The sequence below is a fragment of the Mariniphaga sp. genome (genome assembly GCF_041687215.1).
In the GTDB taxonomy this organism is placed as follows: domain Bacteria; phylum Bacteroidota; class Bacteroidia; order Bacteroidales; family Prolixibacteraceae; genus Mariniphaga.
Window position 1 is genome coordinate 64,019 of sequence record NZ_JAWLCI010000005.1, and the last position, 19,481, is coordinate 83,499.

A 19,481-nucleotide genomic window follows, 5' to 3' on the forward strand; every position below is an offset into this window, starting at 1 on the left:
ACTTAAAGTTACATCAATTATGAAAAATATCGAAAGGAACAGGCAAAAACCAAGGAAGAAAGACCGGAGGGAAATGATTCAATACATAAACCTGCAACTGGCTGCATTGGGCCAACCTTTGTTTACTGATGAAACAGAAGAAGGGGCTAAACTTGCAAGCGCACGTTTTATGTCGCTTACCGAGGGGTTAATCAGTAGCTTCATGGAAAAGTCGAGGTTGCTCACCGGGCATCAGTCACCAGTTGATTCACGTATTCAGAATTTTCTGGATGATTATTTAAAAGACCTTAATTTTGAAAAACCAACACGCTTGCCGGATTCCACTCTGGTTTTAAATCAACCCGGTATGGCCCGCGAAGTCAGTCTTCCGGCCAATGGCAACTCATTCAAAAGCGAATTGTTAAGTTCTTACCGGCTGAAACAGGGAATTCTGAATAATCCGGCTGCTGACAAACGCACAACAAAAGGAACATTTCACATTGTGGAAGGCGGCCTTCCGGTTGCACTCGACAAAAAAGAAGTTCCCAAAATTGCTTTTGCCCACTTGCTTCATGAGGCTCTTCGGCCTACCGATGAAATGAACATTCTTCCGTTTACAGCCAACCAGAACGACAAGGCAAAAACTATGGTTTCTTTATTGCTTCGCCCGGTAGTTTGTCCTGAAGTAAAAGGTGTAATCAGCGAAAAAAGTATGGAGGTACGATTTTTCGCACCCGGCAGTCTGGTTAGTAACCTCGACTTTGTGGAAACTATTTTTGGAAACGCCGGCGACCACAATCTGGCCGAAAACGATGCAGCGCTTGACATTGAGCACTGGACCGGGCATACCGGTTGCATCATTCTGGCCCCACAGCTTACAAAACTCAAAAAGAAGGACGTTGGACTGCCGCATTATAATGATGCTACCGAAAGACAACGTAACGACGGCATGTGCTGGACTGACGAAAATGAGTTGTACAACGATGGAAGTGCCTTTAAGGTAACCTGCCGCGACGAACGGGGAGTTGTTGTAACACTAATTGCCGACAACTATTACGGCTATTCCAAAAAAGAAATTAAAACCCAGATAAGTTATTCGGCCAATCTTTACGGACTGGTTGAAGAAGAACATGCCGGCGGTGCTGTTGCCTTCCCTTGCGGAAACATGGGCGACAATATTTACGGGGAGCCTTTTTCAGGAAAATTCGATCATAAATATTCTTTTGAAGATGTTAAAATACTATTGGATGGCAGAATTGATGTTTTGCCTGAAAATTATGCCATCGACAAAAAATATCCCAATATTATTTACATTCACGAACATGCCGATATTGACATTGATAAGGGCCATGTAACCTGGATGCACACCGGTAAAGAACAAAAGCTGAAGCTTTCTCCGGAAAAAATTTATGTGCACCCAACAGGCCATAAGTTTCAACTTGTAAAACATCCGGAACAAAAGCTTTGGCGTATTGTAGATACAGCACCCGAAGGCATTTTCTGCCATAAACCCAGCACCGTTTCGGGTGGAGGAAAATCGGAAATTTCCAAATCGATGCAAAATGCCATAAAGTATGGTTCTTTCTATATTCAGGATTTGGAAAAGGATTCTGAAATGGTGGACATGCTTATAAATTATGATTATATGCAGCGATGGAAAACCATTTATCCGAATGCCCGGCCTTCACGTCCATTTCTCAGCCCTCACAGAACTCTGGGGTCGGCAGTAAAATTGCTTACCCCGTCTGATCAATATACCGATGAATACAATGAGTTTCTTGAAAGTATTCCAACGCATGTTAAAACACTTGCGCTCTATATAAAACGTATGTACCGGACTCAGCAGGATAAGGGATCATGGAAAGAATATTTGAATGTGGAAATTGTGAATGGCCGGAACGGAAATGCTTTACGCTACAAGCACAATAAAATAATAGCCAGCTACGTCCGTATCGGGTTTAGTCCGGAAGGTCAATGGTACCTCCATAAACTCAGGTCTGATTTTATTCCCAGCCGGAAAATTCAAATGGAAGATGATATAACTGCTACTGTTACACTTCCGGCGCATCAGTTGAATAATCTTAACCCGGAATACAAAAATAAAAGTGTTAAGCTGACAGGCAATTGCGAAAGTTTTTTATTTCAAAGGCCCGACGAAGCAGTAATCAGAGGTTACGACAAAGATGCAGAGGCTGATATTGTTGAAAACAACACCTTCCTTACCAATTACGAACCGCTTACCCGACAGGATGCTATTGATTTATATGAAGATACCATTCATTTTGACCAATACACTGAGCCGGTTAAAGAATTGATTAAAAAAGTGGCAGAAGGACATAAGGATTGTTATTTTGTTGCTCCGTCGCACCCGCGGATTGTTAATGGCGTTCCCACAAACAACCCAAGATACCTGCAACGAAACCTGTTTAAAAATGAAAATGAGGAAACACATTTGGCAGAAGTGGGAGTGAGGCTTTTTAGAAAAGTTCCCAAAGATAAGCCGGTACATTTTCCGGTAAATGCTGTTCTTCCCGGACGTAGAAACAACCCGGCAGAAAAGGAAAAAGGAATCCGGTCTTTGAGCGTTTACAACCCGATTCATTACCAGGAAATTCCTGAGCTATTTATGGATTTTATCTGCAGCCTTACGGGAAAATCACCATCAACAACCGGAGCAGGTTCTGAAGGTGCACTCACAAAAGGCCCGTTCAATATGCTGGTGCCCACAACCGATTTAAATAATGCGTTGCTTTCATATATTCTTTCCGAATATCAGGGATTCAGTTCTGCTGCCGGGTACATTGGCCAAAATAAACGGTTTGACCATGATATCAGTATTTTAGTTCCCGAAATTTGGGCACGGCTTGAACCTGAAGACCGGGATGCCAAAAAATTAATAGAACACAATTGTCTCGACAAGCTGGAGGATTTTGAAAACAACGGAGAAAAAATCCTGGCCAGCCGGTTGGGATACCGCATCAATAAAAATTTTGCCTTCCGCTGTATGAACAAACTCTTTGACGAACCGCTTGAAGTTTTCAATGATGAAATGCTTCATCCCGAAATTCAGAGTATGGAAGATTATGTGGATGGTATTAAAAATATTGTGGAAGCACAACAAAAAGTAGCTCTCAGATATTTTGAAGAAGGAAGTGTGGAATCTGCCATTCCGCCGCTAAAAATATTATTGCACATTATGGCATACTGTCATTACGAAGGAAAAGAATTAAGCGATCCGGATCTGAGAAAAGAGTTTGAAAGAGAATATGTACTTCAAACCGACTGGTACAAAGAAAGACTCCACCTGAAGCAACAAAAGGATGTAAACTTTCTGAAAAAACAAATGCAATATTTAGAGGATTTTATTTCAGAACCCAATAATAAATTGCTTGTTGAAAAAATGGGAATTCAGAGTAAGCTGAAAAAAGCTGAGGAACAGCTTAATTACGTTGATTCTGAAAAATATTTTAATGATTTGGCTGGCACAATTGGTGCCGATCCATTATTCAGAAGAAAATAAAAAAAAGCGGCCTGCCGGAATCCCGGCGGGTCGCCTTTAAAAGCTAATTATCTGGCAAACTAAAGATTGACCATTACTTTGTAAAAATTAAATTCGTCGCGTTTAATCGGATCGAACTGGAAATAGGCAACAGCAATGCGGCAAATATCCTGAATAGTTTCATATATCTCTGCCACTTCTTTCTGAGCGTAAGTATTTAATTCATTCTCGCTCTCCAGTGCTTCAAAGCAACATTTAAAGTCTTCTATTTGCTGTGCAGTTTCAAAAATTTTATTAAACAACGTCTCAGGAACTCCCTTGTGTATAATTTTTTGCTTTGTTTCCTCATCGAGGTTTTTGATAAAAGTGGATAAAAGTTTATAAAGACTTAAATGATCTCCATTTTTTGCATCGCTGAAATAGTCGCTGTATCCCAGCTTTTTAAACACTTCTTTTAAAAACGATTTGTCATTTTTAAAGTCCACTTTTAAAGCAGCACGAAGAACTTTAAGGCTTTGCAGCCCGGCTACCATTACCTCATGCCAGTCGCGGTACTTTTTATCGTAAACACTGTCGAGGTTTTCTTCATAATACTTTTCAATGGTATCGTTAATCCAAACATTTAACGAGGTAGCGTACTCCGGGTCCCAATCTTTTCTGATTCTGGACAGTTCGTAAATGTTTTCCTTGAACGATCTGGCTATTTTTTGGCAGGCCAGAATTGTGGCAGTGCTGGTTGGACATGCAGTTGCGGTTTCCATGATACAGTTTTTTTTATTGAGTTAGCAGTACTTACAAAACTACCAACTATATCGGAAAACACCTGACAAATGACCAAAAATCTCAGATGTTTTACAGTTATGTTTTGAAACTATGTTACATAACAATGTTCTGGAAAATAATTTCTTATGAATATAAAGAAATTTTTCTGTAATAAACTTTAAAATAGCAAGTTATGGCAGATACGTCAGGAATGCCTCTTTTTTAATTCATTTACCACATCGTCGATGCGATGCCCTTTGTGCGACAATAAAACAATTAGGTGATACAATAAATCACTGGCTTCGTAAATAAAATTTTCATTGTCGTTGGCCATGGCGCCTATAATTGTTTCAACAGCTTCCTCTCCCACTTTTTGTGAAATTTTGCCGGTTCCTTCTTTAAAAAGAGAGGTTGTGTACGAACCTTCGGGCATTTCCTGCTTGCGTTTGTCTATAAAATCCTGAAGGTAACTCAGAAAACCAATACCGGATTCTTTGTTTGTTTCGAAAAAGCAGGTATCGGCGCCGGTATGGCAAACCGGTCCCACCGGATTGGCTTTAATGAGCAAGGTGTCGTTGTCGCAATCCACCAACAGGGAAACTACGTTCAGGAAATTTCCCGACTCCTCGCCTTTGGTCCACAACCTGTTTTTGGTTCGGCTGAAAAAGGTAACTTTTCCAATCTCTTGTGTTTTTTCCAGGGCTTCTTTATTCATAAAGCCCACCATTAACACTTTTTGGGTTGAATTATCCTGAATAACTGCCGGAACCAGTCCGTTCAATTTACCGAAGTCAATTTGTTCAATTCCTGAAAATGGATTCATTTGTATATATTTTGCCGCGAATTTAGCGATTTACAATTTAACGCACCACAATTCCATGTTCCCGCAAATACTGCTTCAGCTCGGGAATGGGAATTTCGTTGTAATGAAAAATGCTGGCTGCCAGTCCGGCATCGGCTTTTCCTTTGGTGAAAACATCCACAAAATGCTCTTTGGCGCCTGCTCCGCCCGATGCAATAATTGGAATTTTCAACGAATCAGCCAGTAGGGCAAGCTGTTCGTTGGCAAACCCGTTTTTGGTTCCGTCATGGTTCATTGACGTAAACAGAATTTCGCCAGCGCCCCGGTCTTCTGCTTCTTTCGCCCACGAAAACAATTCCTTGTCGGTTGGAATACGTCCGCCGTTTACGGTCACTGTCCAGTGGTTGTTTTCATCTCCGCGCGCATCGATGGCCACAACTACAAACTGGCTTCCGAAACTTTTGGCCAAATCGTCAATCAATTGCGGATTGCGTACTGCCGAAGAGTTGATGGAAATTTTATCGGCCCCGGCGCTGAGCAGTTTGTCGGCATCGATTAATTCGCTAATTCCTCCTCCAACAGTAAAGGGAATGTTCAGATGAGCGGCAATGCGTTTCACTAACTCCACAAAGGTTTTGCGGCCTTCGTGCGTTGCCGTGATGTCGAGAAAAACCAGTTCGTCTGCGCCGTCGGCAGCATATTTGGCACCCAGTACCACCGGATCGCCCACCTCTTTAATATCCACAAAATTTATCCCCTTCACGGTTTGCCCGTTTCGGATATCGAGACACGGTATAATTCTTTTTGCAAGCATTCGCAGTTAAATGTTTAAAGTGTTTTAATTAACCAATTAATCAACAATCCCACTACAATCGCTAAAGTAAACGAAAGCAAGGTTCCCAAAAGAAAATATTCGGCTTTTTTGTTCCCGTCTTCATGGGTATCGTTAAACCGGAAAATGGATTTGGCTGCAATAAGAAATCCAATGGCAGCAAATTGGCCGGTGGTTATAAATATTATAATCAACACACGTTCGAAAATACCAATCCATGCCGAAACATCAGGTTTGCCCTTTTTGTTTTTATCCGGAATTACAGCATTTAAAAACATGCCTGTAAAAATTCCTGTAGGATTGGTAATTAGAACAAATCCGGCAGCATAAGTCCAAAACCTGGTCAGGTTTTCTGAAATCGATACATGGGTTGCGAGAGTTGCCAAAATCCACAAAACTGCAATATGCAAAAGCTGGTCAGCCAGAAATGCCGGAATCGTATCCGGTAATCTCGATTTAAAAAAGTCAGTTATGAAATGCAACACAAAAATTACCGGGATAAACAACCACAGGTCAAGTTGAAAAGTGAAAAGTACCGGTAACAGTGAAGCAAGACCGGCATGTAAAATCAGCTTTTTCGACTTCCAGCCGTTTTTTCTTTTATGCTGCACCCATGTGTCGGGCTGCAGCCAGAAATCGGCAATCAAGTGCCCGGTTAACATGGGTAAAAAAACGCTATTCAGAGCTTCCATAGTGTTTTTCTATTATTTGTTCGTAGCGCTCCAGAAACTTCTCAACTACTTTCCAGTTAGCGGCTTTCAGCGTTTTACTTACTGATGGCTGAGAAATCTGAAGTATTTCCCCAACCTGTTCCTGAGATAAACTGTTCAGCTTGTAAAACAACATATTCGCCTGAACCGACGAAAGATTTTTTAACAGGACATCAGCCATGTAACAATAGGTTTCCAGTTCACTGTCCAGTTCTTTATTCCCTGTTACAATAATGATATTGAGGTCTTTCTTTTTTAAACTGTCCAGGTTTTTGCCGGAAAGGACAAAAGCAGGTCCATCGGCCAGTAATACATCTTCGTTCCAGGAAGAAACTTCACCAATACCGATCGCGACTCTAAGGTCAGCAGCTTCATTTTTCCTCCGAACTTCCATCCTGAATTTTAATGCCAGCAATAAAGCATCCACTGGTTTTACAGCCAGTTGAAAACTGTCTCCCCTGTAAAACTTTGGCCTCAAAAGAATTCCCTCATGCATAAATTGCTCAATCCCGTTTTGGATAAAAACCTTCTGTGCTTCATCTAAAACTGAAGAATTTACAATGTCTCCGGTTATAACGGCTATTTGTCTACTTTTTTTCACAGTGCAAATATAACCAAAAAAGGTTATAAAATAAAAATATAACTAAAAATAGTTATATTATATAATTATAACCAATTCCGGTTATAATTTTCAATATCCTTTAGACTGATTTTTCCTTCATAAATCGCTTTGCCGGTTATTACGCCCGGTACACCCATTACAGCCAGTTTGAAGATATCGTCCATGGATGCGATGCCTCCGCTGGCAATAATTTCAACGTCAGGTAAAATTTCCATAATTTCACCGTACAGTTCAAACGCCGGTCCGGAGAGCATTCCGTCACGGCTGATATCGGTGGAAATAACTTTGGAGATTCCTTTTTTATGAAATTCAGCAATGAACTCAATTACCGATAATTCCGTACTTTCCTGCCAGCCGCTTACGGCAATTTTTCCGTCTTTGGCATCGGCGCCCAGGATGATTTTTTCGCTGCCAAATTTTTCGAGCCAGTTCAAAAACAGTTCCGGCTCTTTTACAGCAATGCTTCCGCCGGTTACCATAGCGGCACCCGATTCAAAAGCAATTTCCAAGTCTTCGTCCGATTTCAGTCCGCCGCCAAAATCGATGATTAAATTTGTTTTGGATGCAATTTGTTCCAGCACTTTGTAATTTACAATGTGTTTGGCTTTGGCGCCGTCCAAATCAACCATGTGCAGCCTGTTGATTCCGGCATCCTCAAACATCCGCGCCACTTCCAGCGGATTTTCATTGTAAACCGTTTTCCGCTCGTAGTCGCCCTGCGAAAGTCGCACACATTTTCCGCCAATAATGTCGATGGCCGGGATTATTTCGATTTTACTTTCCATCATTTCTTTTTATAAACATCTCCTCTTTTACCTGCTGAAATCACTAAGATCAGTAATTCCTGTTTTTCAATCTGGTAAATAATTCTGATAGTTCCAATTCTCAGGCGAAAAACATTTTCAACTCCTATAAGCTTCTTAATATCGAGTAGCTGATGTGTGTAAGGATTTTCTTTTAATAATTCCAGCTTTTTAACAATAATTCTTTTTGTGGAAGAATTACGGGATTTCAAAAATTTTGCAGCTTTTTTATGAATTACCAGGGAGTACATCAAAAATTCTTTTTCAAATCATCCCAATCTTCAAAATCGCTAAAGTCTCCCTTTTCAATTTTCTTTTTTACTGAATAGTAAGCCTTTTCTTCTTCAGCAGTTAATTCATCCGGGTCGTTATCATAAATTGTAAAACTGTCTTTGGGTAACAAATCCAAAAAATCCCGAAACGTTTTGTACACCTTTTCTGAAATATCAATTGTAATGGACTTCATAACGCTATTATCTGTCACAAAATTACGACTTCTTAACCATCTTCCAAAATCATTTTCAACACAGCCTGTGCTGTGACTTCGCGATTGGCGGCTTGCTCTACCACAATGGAAAAAGGGCCATCAAGCACACCGTCGGTAACCACTACATTACGGCGAACGGGGAGACAGTGCATAAATTTGGCATCGTTGGTTATAGCCATTTTTTCTTCGTTCACCGTCCAGCCAAAATCTTTGGAAAGGATTTGCCCGTAACTGGTGTACGATGCCCAGTTTTTGGCGTAAACAAAGTCTGCGCCTTCAAAAGCTTTTTTCTGGTCATATTCCACCTTTACATTGCCCATAAAATCAGGCGCCAGTTCGTACCCTTCGGGATGGGTAACCACCAGTTCGTAATCGGTTTCGCTCATCCACTCCACAAAAGAATTTGCTACAGCCTGTGGCAATGCACGTGGGTGCGGCGCCCAGGTAAGCACCACTTTGGGTTTTTCTTTGGTCTTGAACTCCTCAATGGTAACCAAATCGGCATAACTTTGCAGCGGATGCCGGGTTGCGCCTTCCATGCTCACAACTGGTACGCCTGCATAGTCAATAAACTGGTTCAGGATTTTTTCAGCATAATCATCCTCTTTATTCTGAAATTTGGCAAAAGCCCGCACGCCAATCACATCGCAGTATTTGCCAATTACCGGAATAGCTTCTTTTAGGTGTTCCGGTTTGTCGCCGTCCATAACAACGCCCAGCTCCGATTCAAGCTGCCAGCCATCTTCGCTCACGTTCATCACCATAGTGTTCATGCCCAGGTTCATGGCTGCCTTTTGAGTACTCAGGCGGGTACGCAGACTGGGGTTAAAAAATATCAGCACCATGGTTTTGTTCTTCCCCAGATGTTGGTATGCGAATTTGTTTTTCTTTACGTCAAAGGCAATTTCTACCGCCTTTTTTAAATCGGGAATATCTTTTACTGAAGTGAAATGTTTCATGAAAGTAATTATTGTAAAATGTTCATTAAAAATTAAAGCTATTTTTCCATCAAAACCTTGATTTCGCTTTTCAATTTTGGAAGATGATTTACTACGATACTCCAGATTAAATCGTCAGAAATTGTATCGTATCCGTGAATGATGCGATTGCGGGTTCCAATTATCTTTTGTGCATTTTCAAGCCGAAATTGCTTGTCTTTTTTAAAAATTCTGTTCACTGCCTCGCCAATTATTTCGAGGTCTCTTTCAACTGCTCTTTTAGTTTTTATGTCAGATAAATAATCATTGAACCGCATTGGCTTTTCAGAAAAATAGCCTTCAATTTCTTCAACAGCCTGAAGAATATCAAACAACCAGGTTTTTATCTCGTTGTCCATAAATTAATTTTTTGGAAGAATCAATTGATTTTTTTAGAAATGGATTTTTAATTGCCTTTTTTTCAAGCAAATCAACCTTTCTGTTTAAAACACTTTCCAAAGCGAATTTAAAATCAAAATAGTTATCGGCATAACCGAAGACATCCATATCGTCAAAATCAACTATCAAATCGATATCACTGTCGTTTTTGAAGCGTTCCGTTAAAACTGAACCAAACACATAAAGTTCAGAAACATTGTACTTAGCGCACAATTCATTAATTTTTTCGATATTTTTCTCAATAATATCCATTTCGAATGCTAATAAACAAATATACGATTTCTAACCGACTATTTCGGCCTCACCTGGCCATTACCTTCGATAATCCATTTGTAGCTGGTAAGTTCTTCCAACGCCATGGGGCCTCGTGCATGCAGCTTTTGGGTACTTATTCCTATTTCGGCCCCGAGCCCAAACTGCGCCCCGTCGGTAAATGCCGTGGAAACGTTGGAGTAAACCGAAGAAGCATCGACCAGTTTTCGGAAAGTTTCAATCCGCTGCTGGTTTTCAGAAATAATAGCTTCGCTGTGTTTTGAACTATTTTTGTTAATTTGCTCAAGCGCCTCATCAAACGATTCCACTGTTTTAACAGCCATTTTCAGCGAAAGAAATTCCGTGCCGAACGACTCTTCGGTAGCCGGCAACAACAAATTTTCCGGGTAGTTTCCTTTCAGTTTTTCGTATGCTTTTTCGTCGGCGTAAATGACTACGTCCGCTTCGGAAAGAAGTTGACCAAATGCCGGGAGTTCGTCCAGGCGGCTTTGATGAATGACAAGGCAATCCAATGCATTGCAAACCGAAGGACGGCGGGTTTTTGCATTGAAAATAATTTCGCGGCCTTTTTCGGCATCGCCGAATTCATCGAAATAGGTGTGGCAAATGCCGGCTCCGGTTTCAATTACCGGAATGGTGGCATTTTCTCGCACAAAGTTAATAAGCCCCTGACTTCCGCGTGGAATAATCAAATCGATGTACCCGTGTGCACGCAGCATTTCATGGGTTTCCTCGCGACCGGCAGGCAGCAGCGCCACCGTGTTTTCGTCGAGGTTATTATTTTTAAGTACTTTCTGAATAATGGAAACAATGGCGGTGTTGGAATAAATGGCATCGCTGCCGCCTTTTAACACGCAGGCATTTCCCGATTTCAGACAAAGCGAAAAAACATCGAAAGTCACATTGGGGCGGGCTTCGTAAATGATGCCGATAACTCCGAACGGAACCGTTACTTTTTTAATTTTCAGTCCGTTGGGACGGACAGAATTTTTTATTACTTTACCCACCGGACTTTCCAATCCGGCCACATTCCGGATATCTGAAGCAATTCCCTCAATGCGTTCTTTGGTGAGTTTCAGCCGGTCGAACTTTGGGTCTTCCGGATTCATCCGGTCCAAATCCTTTTGGTTTTCGGACAGGATAAAATCCGTATTTATTTCTGCCTCATCGGCCAATTCAAGCAAAACCTTTTTTACTGATTCATTTTCCACCAGATTCAGTTTTCGTGAAGCAACCAAAACCTGTTGCAGTTGTTTTTCAATTTTCATGCTAACCGTTTGTTGTTTTTTCCATGTACAAATAATCGTAGTGCACCAGCGCTTTTTGTTTTTCCGACTGTTTTTCAACTTCCACTTTATCGGAGCCATACTGCGCTTTTCCCAATCCGATGGTATTTCCCGATTCATCCACGATTCGAATCAGGTCGCCTTTCTTGAACTCATTTTCAATGGTGACAATTCCAACCGGCAAAAGGCTCACAGCTTTTTCCGATTTTAAGGCAGCCGCAGCGCCTTTGTTCACCACCACCCTGCCTTTTGTAAATCCATCGGAATAGGCAATCCATTTTTTCACGCCGCTGGCAGGTTTTGGTACCGGTTCAAACCAGGTGTGGGCAACTTCTTTTTCCGAAAGGATATCAACCAGGATATTTTCCTTAATACCGTTTGCCAGGTGCACACTGATGCCGTCGCTGGCGAGCTTTTTGGCAATCCGGAACTTGGTGAGCATTCCACCGCGCCCAAATTCCGAATGGTTACCCGAAATGGCATTTTCGGGTTCGCCATCATTTATCCCCACTTTTCGAATAAGCTCAGCGTTTTCATTTTCGGGATGTGCAGTGTAAACGCCGTCCACATTGCTTAAAATAATCAACGCTTCCGAATTTACCATGGAAGCAATCAACCCCGAAAGTTCGTCGTTGTCAGTAAACATCAGCTCGGTAACCGAAATGGTATCGTTTTCATTTACAATGGGAATGACTTTGTTTTCAAGCAACGTAGTCATGCAGTTTTTCATGTTCAGGTAGTGGCCGCGGCTCGAAAAATTCTCTTTGGTGGTTAAAACTTGGGCACAGGTAAGGCCGTGTTCATTAAAAAAATCGGAGTAGCGGCTGATGAGTTTTACCTGGCCCAATGCAGCCCAAAGCTGGCGTTTGGAAACGGCATCAGTTTTACGTGATGGTTCGAGCACTGCCCGTCCGGCAGCCACAGCACCCGAAGAAACCAAAACCACCTCCATACCTTTTTTACGCAGGAAAGCAATCTGGTCAACCAGGTGGGCAATGCGAGAAACATTTAATGTTCCATCGGCTTTTGCCAGCACGTTGCTGCCCACTTTTACCGTTATTTTATGGTACCTGAACTGCACAATTATTTCCTCAAATCCTTTTCAATTTTTTTGTACGAAGCCAAAACACCCTGAATCAACGACGAACTGAATCCCTTGTGTTCCATCTCATTCAAACCGGTGATGGTTACGCCACGCGGCGTGGTTACTTTATCGATTTCCCGTTCTGGATGGTGCCCGGTTTGTAAAATAAGTTCGGTAGCACCTTTTACGGTTTGGGCAGTAATGAACTGCGCCATTTCGGCACCAAAACCAATTTCAATGCCACCCTGCATGGCTGCCCGGATGTAACGCAAAGCGTAAGCAATTCCGCATGACGATAAAACCGTGGCAGCGGCCATCAGTTCTTCCGGAATTTCAACTGTTTTTCCGAGTTTGTCGAATAACTCAATTACATAATCGCGATGGTCAGCGGTATTGCCATTGGCCGAAATGCAGGTCAGCGACTCCTGTAAGGCAATAGCGGTATTGGGCATTACCCTGAAAATGGGAATGTCTTTTCCAGCCATTTTTCCCAACTCTTCAATTCCAACTCCGGCAACAATAGAAATCAGAATTTTTTGCGGATTTAATGCCGGTTTAATTTCTTCCAACACCTGCTCGATGTGGTAAGGCTTTACTGCCGTAATTAGTACATCAGCCTGCTGAGCAGTTGCAAGGTTGTCTTCGGAAGCATGCACGCCTTTTGCCTTCATTTCTTCCAAAACACTCTCCTTTCGGTCGGAAACAAAAATATCGGCAGCATCAACAAATCCTGATTTCAGCAGCCCCACCACAATGGCGCCGCCCATGTTGCCAACTCCAATAATTCCTATTTTCTTTTTTTCCATATTCAATTCGTTTATTTTATCAAAGATGCAGAAACTTCGGCAAAGGCTTTTGCAAATGCCTTTAAAAAAATGTCAGCTTCGACTTTTTTCAAACTCAAAGGTGGCAGCAACCGAATCATATTCTGCCCGGAAACACCGGTGAAAATTTTGTGCTCGAACAGCAGTTTTTTTCTGAGTTCCGAAACCGGATAGGGGAACTCCAGTCCTATCATCAACCCTTTACCACGAATTTGTATTTCACTGCTTATTCCAGCCAGTTTTCCCATGAGGTAATTCCCTGTCTCTTCTGCATTTTGAATGAGTTTTTCATTTTCAAGCACATCTAAAACGGCAATTCCGGCGGCACAGGCCAAATGGTTTCCGCCAAATGTGGTGCCCAGCATTCCCGGCCAGGGTTTAATTTCTGGGTGAATGAGGACCCCGCCAATGGGAAAACCGTTTCCCATTCCTTTGGCAACCGTTATGATGTCTGGTTTTACGTTGGTATATTGGTGGGCAAAAAACTTTCCGCTGCGCCCGCACCCCGACTGGATTTCATCCAAAATCAGCAGGCTGCCGTATTTTTCCGTTAGTTTTTTCAGACCTTCCAAAAAATGCGGGTCAGGGATATTAATTCCGCCAATTCCCTGAATACCTTCGATGATAATCGCCGCAACTTGTTCGGATTTCAGTTTGGCTTCGGTTGCTTGTAAATCGTTAAATGTCAGAATTACTGCATTTTCGGTTTCATTCACCGGAGCTATTATTTTCGGATTGTCGGTTAATGCCACGGCTGCCGATGTGCGCCCGTGAAACGCTTTTTTATAACTGATGAATTTTTTTCTTCCGGTAACAAACGAAGCCAGTTTAATGGCATTTTCGTTGGCCTCGGCACCCGAATTGCAAAGGAAAAGCTGGTAATCATCGTAACCGGAAAGTTTCCCCAGCTTGTCAGCTAACTCCTGCTGCAACGGATTTTGTATGGAATTGCTGTAAAAACCTATTTTTTTGAGTTGTTCCGAAATAAGCGAAACATAGTGCGGGTGGCTGTGTCCGATGGAAATAACGGCATGGCCTCCGTACAAATCGAGGTATTTGTTGCCTTCTGAATCCGATACATAACAGCCCTCAGCTTTAACGGGAGTTATATTGAAAAGCGGATATACGTCAAAAAGTTTCATGTTTTTAAGAAGTTGGAAGACGGAAGGCCGAAGTCGGAAGTTTAAACTTAAATCCGGCAAATCCAATCTTCATCCATATTTTATTTTAAAATCATCGTCACAACAAAATAAATCTGTGTATCTGTGGCTATTTATTCTTAAAATGCCATCGGTTTTAAATTCAAACCGGTTGTTTCATCCAGTCCAAACATCAGGTTCATATTTTGTATCGCCTGTCCCGAAGCGCCTTTTATGAGGTTGTCGGTCAGACTGATTATCACCAGTTTATATTTATGCTTTTCGAGATAAAGAACAGCTTTATTCGTGTTTACCACCTGTTTCAGCGACGGATTTTTTTCTGCCAAAACCACAAACGGATGGTCGTTGTAAAAGTTTCGGTATAATTCATTTGCGCTTTGAAGTGATCCTTCAAATTTGGTGTAAGCCGAAACAAAAATTCCGCGGGTGTGATTTCCGCGGATGGGAACAAAATTGAATCCTTCGGAAAAACCTTGTTGCAACTGACTAAGACTCTGCAAAATCTCTCCTTCGTGCTGGTGTTCAAAAATTTTATAGGCCGAAAGGTTGTTGTTCCGCCAGCTAAAATGCGAAGTTTCGGTAGGTTTTTGGCCGGCGCCAGTGGAGCCGGTGATAGCTTGAACATGCACTTCGTCAACCAGCAGGTTTGCAGCAGCGAGCGGCAGCAAAGCCAGTTGAATTCCCGTGGCAAAACAGCCCGGATTAGCAATTTTCAAAGCTTTTTTTATTGCTTCGCGATTCAATTCCGGCAGGCCGTAAACAAAGTCGTTTCCTTCCCGTTTGAGTCTGAAGTCGTGGCTTAAATCAATCACTTTCAAATTTTCCGGAAGTTCTTTCTTTTCCATGAATTCTTTGGATTTTCCATGACCCATGCAAAGGAAAATCACATCCACTTCATTTAAAGGAAGCGCATCGGTAAATCGCAAATCGGTATCGCCCAGCAAATCAAGGTGCACATCGGAAACCAGGTTGCCGGCATTGCTCGAGCTTTGCACAAAAACAATTTCTGACTGCGGATGGTAAAGTAAAATCCGCACCAACTCTCCTGCCGTGTATCCTGCTCCTCCTATGATTCCAGTTTTTATTATTCGTTTTTCCATATTTATTGCAAAAGAACGATTAACGATTGCAGAATGATGATTAACGATCGCAGATTGCAGATTTCCAAAATCGTTATTCGTTAATTGATATTCATCATTCGCTCTATATCTTCTTGTTCACCTTGTGGTAAATTTTTAGCGAGTTGCCCAGAATTTTCGTAAATCCTTTCACATCGTCGGCTGTCCAGGCTTTCACCGTTTCGCCGTATTCTCCAAAACCGGATTTCATCAGGTCGTGTTCCGATTCAATTCCCTGCAATTCAAAACGATATGGCATCAGTTTTACAAATACTTTTCCAGTTACATTTTCCTGAGTGGTTTCTAAAAACGTTTCAATGTTGCGCATCACCGGTTCGTGGTACATGGCTTCGTGCAAAAACATGCCGTACCAGTTGGCCAGTTGCTCTTTCCAGTAGGCCTGCCATTTTGTGAGGGTATGTTTTTCAAGCAGGTGGTGCGCTTTGATTATGATGAGCGGAGCCGCCGCTTCAAATCCCACCCGGCCTTTAATGCCAATAATGGTGTCGCCCACATGGATGTCGCGGCCAATGGCATATTTCGAAGCAATTTCTTCCAAAGCCTGAATGGTAGCCGGACCGCTGGCAAACGACTTCCCGTCAATGGTTTTCAGTTCGCCTTTTTCAAAGCCCAGTTCAATGGTTTTTTCTGCTTTAGCCTCCAATTGACTTGGATAAGCTTCGTTTGGCAATCCTTTGTCGGAAGTCAGTGTTTCCTTGCCGCCAACGCTGGTTCCCCAAATTCCCTGGTTAATGGAATACTGCATTTTTTCGAAATCGTCTTCCACGCCGTGTTTTTTCAGAAAATCGATTTCCTGCTGGCGGCTAAGGCTCAAATCGCGAATGGGCGTAATGATTTCAATTTCGGGAGCTAAAACCTGAAACGTAAGGTCGAACCGCACCTGGTCGTTTCCGGCGCCGGTGCTGCCGTGAGCAATGTACCCGGCCCCAATTTTTTTGGCATATTCAATGCTGGCAATCGCCTGGAAAACGCGTTCAGAACTTACAGAAATGGGATAGGTGTTATTCCGCAAAACATTGCCGTAAACCATGTAACGAATGCACTTTTCGTAGTATTCTTCGGTTACGTCAAGTGTAACATGTTCCTTTGCTCCAAGTTGGTATGCTTTTTCTTCTATCTTTTTTAACTCAGCTTCAGAAAATCCGCCCGTATTTGCAATGGCGGTATAAACTTCAAATCCTTTTTCTTCCTTTAAATACTTCACACAGAAGGAGGTGTCGAGCCCCCCGCTGAATGCCAAAACCAATTTTTTTCCCATAGCGATTTTTTTAAAAAGAGTGACAGCAGTGCCCAAATCCAATTTAAAAACTATTCATTTAGGGTGATTACCCTGCTATACTGTTTAATTTAATACAACGGCGCGCCGTCACTCTTCAGGTTTCTCTTTTTTTTTATGAATTCCAGTTTTTGACTGCCGAAACTGTTTTTTGGTTTCAGCTTTTTTACAACATCCATCAAACTTCTTTTTCTGATTCCATTTTCTTTTTTAGGTACTTTTTCCCAGGCCGGATCGTATAACATTCCGGTACAGAGACACTTTGTGCGCTCCATTCGTTCCAGAATATCGTAGTTAACACAACTCTTGCATCCGTTCCAAAATTGCACATCATCCGTCAGTTCCGAAAAAGTTACCGGTTTGTACCCCAGTTCATGGTTAATTTTCATTACAGCCAAACCGGTTGTTAATCCAAAAATTTTGGCATCCGGATATTGTTGACGGGAAAGTTGAAATGCCTTCCGTTTAATTTCTTTTGCAAGCCCGTAACCGCGGTATTCTGGAACTACAATTAACCCCGAGTTGGCTACGAAACCTTTGTTGCCCCAGGTTTCAATGTAACAGAAACCGGCAAAAGCTTCACCGTCGAGAGCAATAATCGCCTTGCCTTCCTCAATTTTGGAAGCCAGATATTCGTAGGTTCTTCTGGCAATACCGGTACCACGCTGTTTTGAAGCAACATCAATGGCATCGTTTATTTCATCCACATATTTTAAGTGCTCTTTCCCAGCCACTAAAACTTTTATATTTTTCAACTCCTTCATTTCTAAAATTTGTTTTTCAATTTAGGGATTATTGAAACCAGGGCGTTAATTAAATCATTGTTTGTTGTGCCTTCACGCCTGATAATCAATATAGTGTCGTCACCGGCAATTGTTCCCAATATTTCCCATTGCCTTGAACTGTCAATAACAGCCGCAATTGTACTCGCATAGCCCGGCAGTGTTTTCATTACGGCCAGGTTTCCCGAAAATTCAAGACCTTTAAAACCTTCGGCTAAAAAATTGTCTTTCGACCTGGCAGGTTTTACTTCTTGCTGGCCATCATCCGGAATTATATAAATGTATCCGTTCAACGGATGAGGTACTTTGGCCACCTGCAAAAACTTCAAATCGCGCGAAAGGGTAGCCTGAGTTAAATCAAACCCTTTTACTTTTAGTGCAGCCAATAATTCTTCCTGGCTATGCACATTTTCTTTTGCAATTATCCGTCGTATTTCAAGTTGCCGCTGTACCCGGTTTTTCATCCTGAATAATTATACATTTTGGTTGCAAAATTATACATTTTTTTATCAATACAAGTTTTTTTATAAGAAATATTACTATTTTTGTCCCGGTTTTTACAAAAACTTTTTAATTAAAAGTTCATGGGGAATAAAACAGGCACAATACAAATAGTAATTCAAAGAAATGCGTTTGAACCAATTGCGGGGCAGGCGCATTTTTTTTAACAGATAAATTGAACATGTTACAAGTAAAACAAGCAAAACTCACCCTCGAAGACGGGACAGTTTTCGAAGGAAAATCGTTTGGGAGCGAAAAACCGGTGGCAGGCGAAGTAGTTTTTTATACCGCCATGACAGGTTATCCTGAAAGTCTTACCGACCCGTCTTACACTGGTCAGATTTTGGTTTCTACCTATCCGATGATTGGCAATTACGGTGTTCCGTTTGGTGAAATTCATGAAGGGATTCACAAATTTTTTGAATCGCACAAAGTGCACATCAGCGGTTTGATTATTGCCGATTACTCGTTCGAATTCAGCCACTGGAATGCAGAAAAAAGCCTTTCAGACTGGTTGAAGGAATACGAAGTGCCGGGAATTTTTGATGTGGACACCCGCGCCTTAACAAAAATTTTACGTGAAAAGGGCTCCATGTTGGGTAAAATTGAATTTGGAGACGAGGTTATTGACTTTTACGACCCGAATATGGAAAACCTGGTGGCACGCGTAAGTTGCACCCAACGGGAAGTTTATGGAAATGAAGGGCCCAGGGTGGTTTTGGTTGATTGTGGTGTAAAAAACAACATCATTCGCTGCTTGCGGAAACGGGGAGCCACTGTGATTCGTGTACCATGGGATTACGATTTTAGCGTTGAAGATTACGACGGCGTGTTTATTTCCAACGGTCCTGGTGACCCGGCTATGTGCATTGAAACCGTTCAGAACATTCGGAAAATAATTGATGAAGAGAAGCCTGTGATGGGAATTTGTTTGGGGAACCAATTGCTTGCGCGTGCGGCCGGAGCAGATACGTATAAACTGAAATACGGACACCGAAGTCACAACCAGCCGGTTTTGCTTCATGGAACCGATAAGTGCTACATTTCTTCGCAAAACCACGGCTATGCTGTAGCTACCGAAACGCTTCCTGCTGATTGGGAACCACTTTTTACCAATGTGAACGATGAAACCAACGAAGGAATCCGGCATAAAACCAAACCGTTTTTTTCTACACAATTCCATCCCGAGGCCTCTAGTGGTCCAACAGATACGGAATTTCTGTTCGACGATTTTATTCAGAGTATTAAAGTTTATAAACAGTCGGTTAACAAGTAACGTATTTC

21 protein-coding genes are annotated in these 19,481 nt (G+C 42.0%); 2 read left to right on the forward strand and 19 right to left on the reverse strand.

What is annotated here, in order from left to right; translation table 11 throughout:
- Positions 1-19: 19 nt before the first annotated feature.
- Positions 20-3,499, forward strand: coding sequence for a hypothetical protein (locus tag ACESMA_RS03680; protein WP_372947415.1), 3,480 nt, complete (start codon positions 20-22; stop codon positions 3,497-3,499).
- 59 nt (positions 3,500-3,558) lie between these two features.
- Here the strand turns inward: ACESMA_RS03680 and ACESMA_RS03685 are convergent, their stop codons facing one another.
- The 19 genes from ACESMA_RS03685 to argR all read right to left on the reverse strand — a co-directional run bounded on the left by ACESMA_RS03685 (position 3,559) and on the right by argR (position 18,160).
- Positions 3,559-4,239 (reverse strand): hypothetical protein, encoded by a 681-nt coding sequence (locus tag ACESMA_RS03685; RefSeq protein WP_372947416.1) that lies wholly within the window; start codon positions 4,237-4,239, stop codon positions 3,559-3,561.
- Between the two features lie 206 nt (positions 4,240-4,445).
- On the reverse strand, positions 4,446-5,063 hold the full coding sequence (gene hisIE / locus ACESMA_RS03690) for a bifunctional phosphoribosyl-AMP cyclohydrolase/phosphoribosyl-ATP diphosphatase HisIE (RefSeq protein WP_372947417.1): 618 nt from the start codon (positions 5,061-5,063) through the stop codon (positions 4,446-4,448).
- A gap of 37 nt (positions 5,064-5,100) precedes the next feature.
- Positions 5,101-5,856: an imidazole glycerol phosphate synthase subunit HisF gene (hisF, locus tag ACESMA_RS03695; RefSeq protein WP_372947418.1), complete on the reverse strand. Its 756-nt coding sequence runs from the start codon at positions 5,854-5,856 to the stop codon at positions 5,101-5,103.
- A gap of 14 nt (positions 5,857-5,870) precedes the next feature.
- Entirely contained in the window at positions 5,871-6,566 is a 696-nt protein-coding gene (locus ACESMA_RS03700) for a DUF3307 domain-containing protein (RefSeq protein ID WP_372947419.1), read from the reverse strand.
- Positions 6,550-7,185 (reverse strand): hypothetical protein, encoded by a 636-nt coding sequence (locus tag ACESMA_RS03705; protein ID WP_372947420.1) that lies wholly within the window; start codon positions 7,183-7,185, stop codon positions 6,550-6,552. The genes ACESMA_RS03700 and ACESMA_RS03705 overlap by 17 nt, the downstream gene beginning before the upstream one ends.
- 65 nt (positions 7,186-7,250) lie before the next feature.
- The gene (gene hisA / locus ACESMA_RS03710; protein WP_372947421.1) at positions 7,251-7,994 is read right to left on the reverse strand and encodes a 1-(5-phosphoribosyl)-5-[(5-phosphoribosylamino)methylideneamino]imidazole-4-carboxamide isomerase; all 744 of its coding nucleotides are present in this window, start codon (positions 7,992-7,994) and stop codon (positions 7,251-7,253) included.
- A complete protein-coding gene (locus ACESMA_RS03715) occupies positions 7,991-8,260 on the reverse strand; it encodes a type II toxin-antitoxin system RelE family toxin (protein WP_372947422.1) in 270 nt (89 codons plus the stop codon). The genes hisA and ACESMA_RS03715 overlap by 4 nt, the downstream gene beginning before the upstream one ends.
- Positions 8,260-8,475: a hypothetical protein gene (locus ACESMA_RS03720; RefSeq protein WP_372947423.1), complete on the reverse strand. Its 216-nt coding sequence runs from the start codon at positions 8,473-8,475 to the stop codon at positions 8,260-8,262. Before ACESMA_RS03720 ends, ACESMA_RS03715 begins: the two co-directional genes overlap by 1 nt.
- Positions 8,476-8,507: 32 nt before the next feature.
- Complete coding sequence (locus tag ACESMA_RS03725) at positions 8,508-9,455, reverse strand: N-acetylornithine carbamoyltransferase (RefSeq protein ID WP_372947424.1); 948 nt, start codon at positions 9,453-9,455, stop codon at positions 8,508-8,510.
- 38 nt (positions 9,456-9,493) lie between these two features.
- Positions 9,494-9,832 (reverse strand): DUF86 domain-containing protein, encoded by a 339-nt coding sequence (locus ACESMA_RS03730; protein ID WP_372947425.1) that lies wholly within the window; start codon positions 9,830-9,832, stop codon positions 9,494-9,496.
- A complete protein-coding gene (locus tag ACESMA_RS03735) occupies positions 9,801-10,124 on the reverse strand; it encodes a nucleotidyltransferase family protein (protein ID WP_372947426.1) in 324 nt (107 codons plus the stop codon). Before ACESMA_RS03735 ends, ACESMA_RS03730 begins: the two co-directional genes overlap by 32 nt.
- Positions 10,125-10,162: 38 nt before the next feature.
- Positions 10,163-11,413, reverse strand: a complete 1,251-nt coding sequence (locus tag ACESMA_RS03740) for a glutamate-5-semialdehyde dehydrogenase (RefSeq protein WP_372947427.1) — start codon at positions 11,411-11,413, stop codon at positions 10,163-10,165.
- A 1-nt stretch (position 11,414) separates the two neighbouring features.
- Positions 11,415-12,512: a glutamate 5-kinase gene (gene proB / locus ACESMA_RS03745; RefSeq protein ID WP_372947428.1), complete on the reverse strand. Its 1,098-nt coding sequence runs from the start codon at positions 12,510-12,512 to the stop codon at positions 11,415-11,417.
- 2 nt (positions 12,513-12,514) lie between these two features.
- Positions 12,515-13,321, reverse strand: coding sequence for a pyrroline-5-carboxylate reductase (proC, locus tag ACESMA_RS03750; RefSeq protein ID WP_372947429.1), 807 nt, complete (start codon positions 13,319-13,321; stop codon positions 12,515-12,517).
- An 11-nt stretch (positions 13,322-13,332) separates the two neighbouring features.
- Complete coding sequence (locus ACESMA_RS03755; protein WP_372947430.1) at positions 13,333-14,481, reverse strand: aspartate aminotransferase family protein; 1,149 nt, start codon at positions 14,479-14,481, stop codon at positions 13,333-13,335.
- 137 nt (positions 14,482-14,618) lie between these two features.
- Complete coding sequence (gene argC, locus ACESMA_RS03760; RefSeq protein ID WP_411289412.1) at positions 14,619-15,587, reverse strand: N-acetyl-gamma-glutamyl-phosphate reductase; 969 nt, start codon at positions 15,585-15,587, stop codon at positions 14,619-14,621.
- Positions 15,588-15,702: 115 nt separating this feature from the next.
- Positions 15,703-16,896 carry an argininosuccinate synthase gene (locus tag ACESMA_RS03765; RefSeq protein WP_372947432.1) on the reverse strand — a complete coding sequence of 398 codons (1,194 nt, stop codon included), beginning with the start codon at positions 16,894-16,896 and terminating at the stop codon, positions 15,703-15,705.
- A gap of 89 nt (positions 16,897-16,985) precedes the next feature.
- On the reverse strand, positions 16,986-17,678 hold the full coding sequence (locus ACESMA_RS03770) for a GNAT family N-acetyltransferase (protein WP_372947433.1): 693 nt from the start codon (positions 17,676-17,678) through the stop codon (positions 16,986-16,988).
- 2 nt (positions 17,679-17,680) lie between these two features.
- On the reverse strand, positions 17,681-18,160 hold the full coding sequence (gene argR / locus ACESMA_RS03775; protein WP_372947434.1) for an arginine repressor: 480 nt from the start codon (positions 18,158-18,160) through the stop codon (positions 17,681-17,683).
- Between the two features lie 218 nt (positions 18,161-18,378).
- Here argR and carA point away from each other — a divergent pair, with 218 nt between their 5' ends.
- Complete coding sequence (gene carA, locus ACESMA_RS03780; RefSeq protein WP_372947435.1) at positions 18,379-19,473, forward strand: glutamine-hydrolyzing carbamoyl-phosphate synthase small subunit; 1,095 nt, start codon at positions 18,379-18,381, stop codon at positions 19,471-19,473.
- Positions 19,474-19,481: the final 8 nt, after the last annotated feature.

Excerpts from the sequence above, each read along its gene's own strand:
- ACESMA_RS03680 (WP_372947415.1), top strand. The coding sequence starts at position 20 with ATGAAAAATATCGAAAGGAACAGGCAAAAACCAAGGAAGAAAGACCGG.
- ACESMA_RS03685 (WP_372947416.1), bottom strand. The coding sequence starts at position 4,239 with ATGGAAACCGCAACTGCATGTCCAACCAGCACTGCCACAATTCTGGCC.
- hisIE (WP_372947417.1), bottom strand. The coding sequence starts at position 5,063 with ATGAATCCATTTTCAGGAATTGAACAAATTGACTTCGGTAAATTGAAC.
- hisF (WP_372947418.1), bottom strand. The coding sequence starts at position 5,856 with ATGCTTGCAAAAAGAATTATACCGTGTCTCGATATCCGAAACGGGCAA.
- ACESMA_RS03700 (WP_372947419.1), bottom strand. The coding sequence starts at position 6,566 with ATGGAAGCTCTGAATAGCGTTTTTTTACCCATGTTAACCGGGCACTTG.
- hisA (WP_372947421.1), bottom strand. The coding sequence starts at position 7,994 with ATGATGGAAAGTAAAATCGAAATAATCCCGGCCATCGACATTATTGGC.
- ACESMA_RS03715 (WP_372947422.1), bottom strand. The coding sequence starts at position 8,260 with ATGTACTCCCTGGTAATTCATAAAAAAGCTGCAAAATTTTTGAAATCC.
- ACESMA_RS03720 (WP_372947423.1), bottom strand. The coding sequence starts at position 8,475 with ATGAAGTCCATTACAATTGATATTTCAGAAAAGGTGTACAAAACGTTT.
- ACESMA_RS03725 (WP_372947424.1), bottom strand. The coding sequence starts at position 9,455 with ATGAAACATTTCACTTCAGTAAAAGATATTCCCGATTTAAAAAAGGCG.
- ACESMA_RS03730 (WP_372947425.1), bottom strand. The coding sequence starts at position 9,832 with ATGGACAACGAGATAAAAACCTGGTTGTTTGATATTCTTCAGGCTGTT.
- ACESMA_RS03735 (WP_372947426.1), bottom strand. The coding sequence starts at position 10,124 with ATGGATATTATTGAGAAAAATATCGAAAAAATTAATGAATTGTGCGCT.
- ACESMA_RS03740 (WP_372947427.1), bottom strand. The coding sequence starts at position 11,413 with ATGAAAATTGAAAAACAACTGCAACAGGTTTTGGTTGCTTCACGAAAA.
- proC (WP_372947429.1), bottom strand. The coding sequence starts at position 13,321 with ATGGAAAAAAAGAAAATAGGAATTATTGGAGTTGGCAACATGGGCGGC.
- ACESMA_RS03755 (WP_372947430.1), bottom strand. The coding sequence starts at position 14,481 with ATGAAACTTTTTGACGTATATCCGCTTTTCAATATAACTCCCGTTAAA.
- ACESMA_RS03765 (WP_372947432.1), bottom strand. The coding sequence starts at position 16,896 with ATGGGAAAAAAATTGGTTTTGGCATTCAGCGGGGGGCTCGACACCTCC.
- ACESMA_RS03770 (WP_372947433.1), bottom strand. The coding sequence starts at position 17,678 with ATGAAGGAGTTGAAAAATATAAAAGTTTTAGTGGCTGGGAAAGAGCAC.
- argR (WP_372947434.1), bottom strand. The coding sequence starts at position 18,160 with ATGAAAAACCGGGTACAGCGGCAACTTGAAATACGACGGATAATTGCA.
- carA (WP_372947435.1), top strand. The coding sequence starts at position 18,379 with ATGTTACAAGTAAAACAAGCAAAACTCACCCTCGAAGACGGGACAGTT.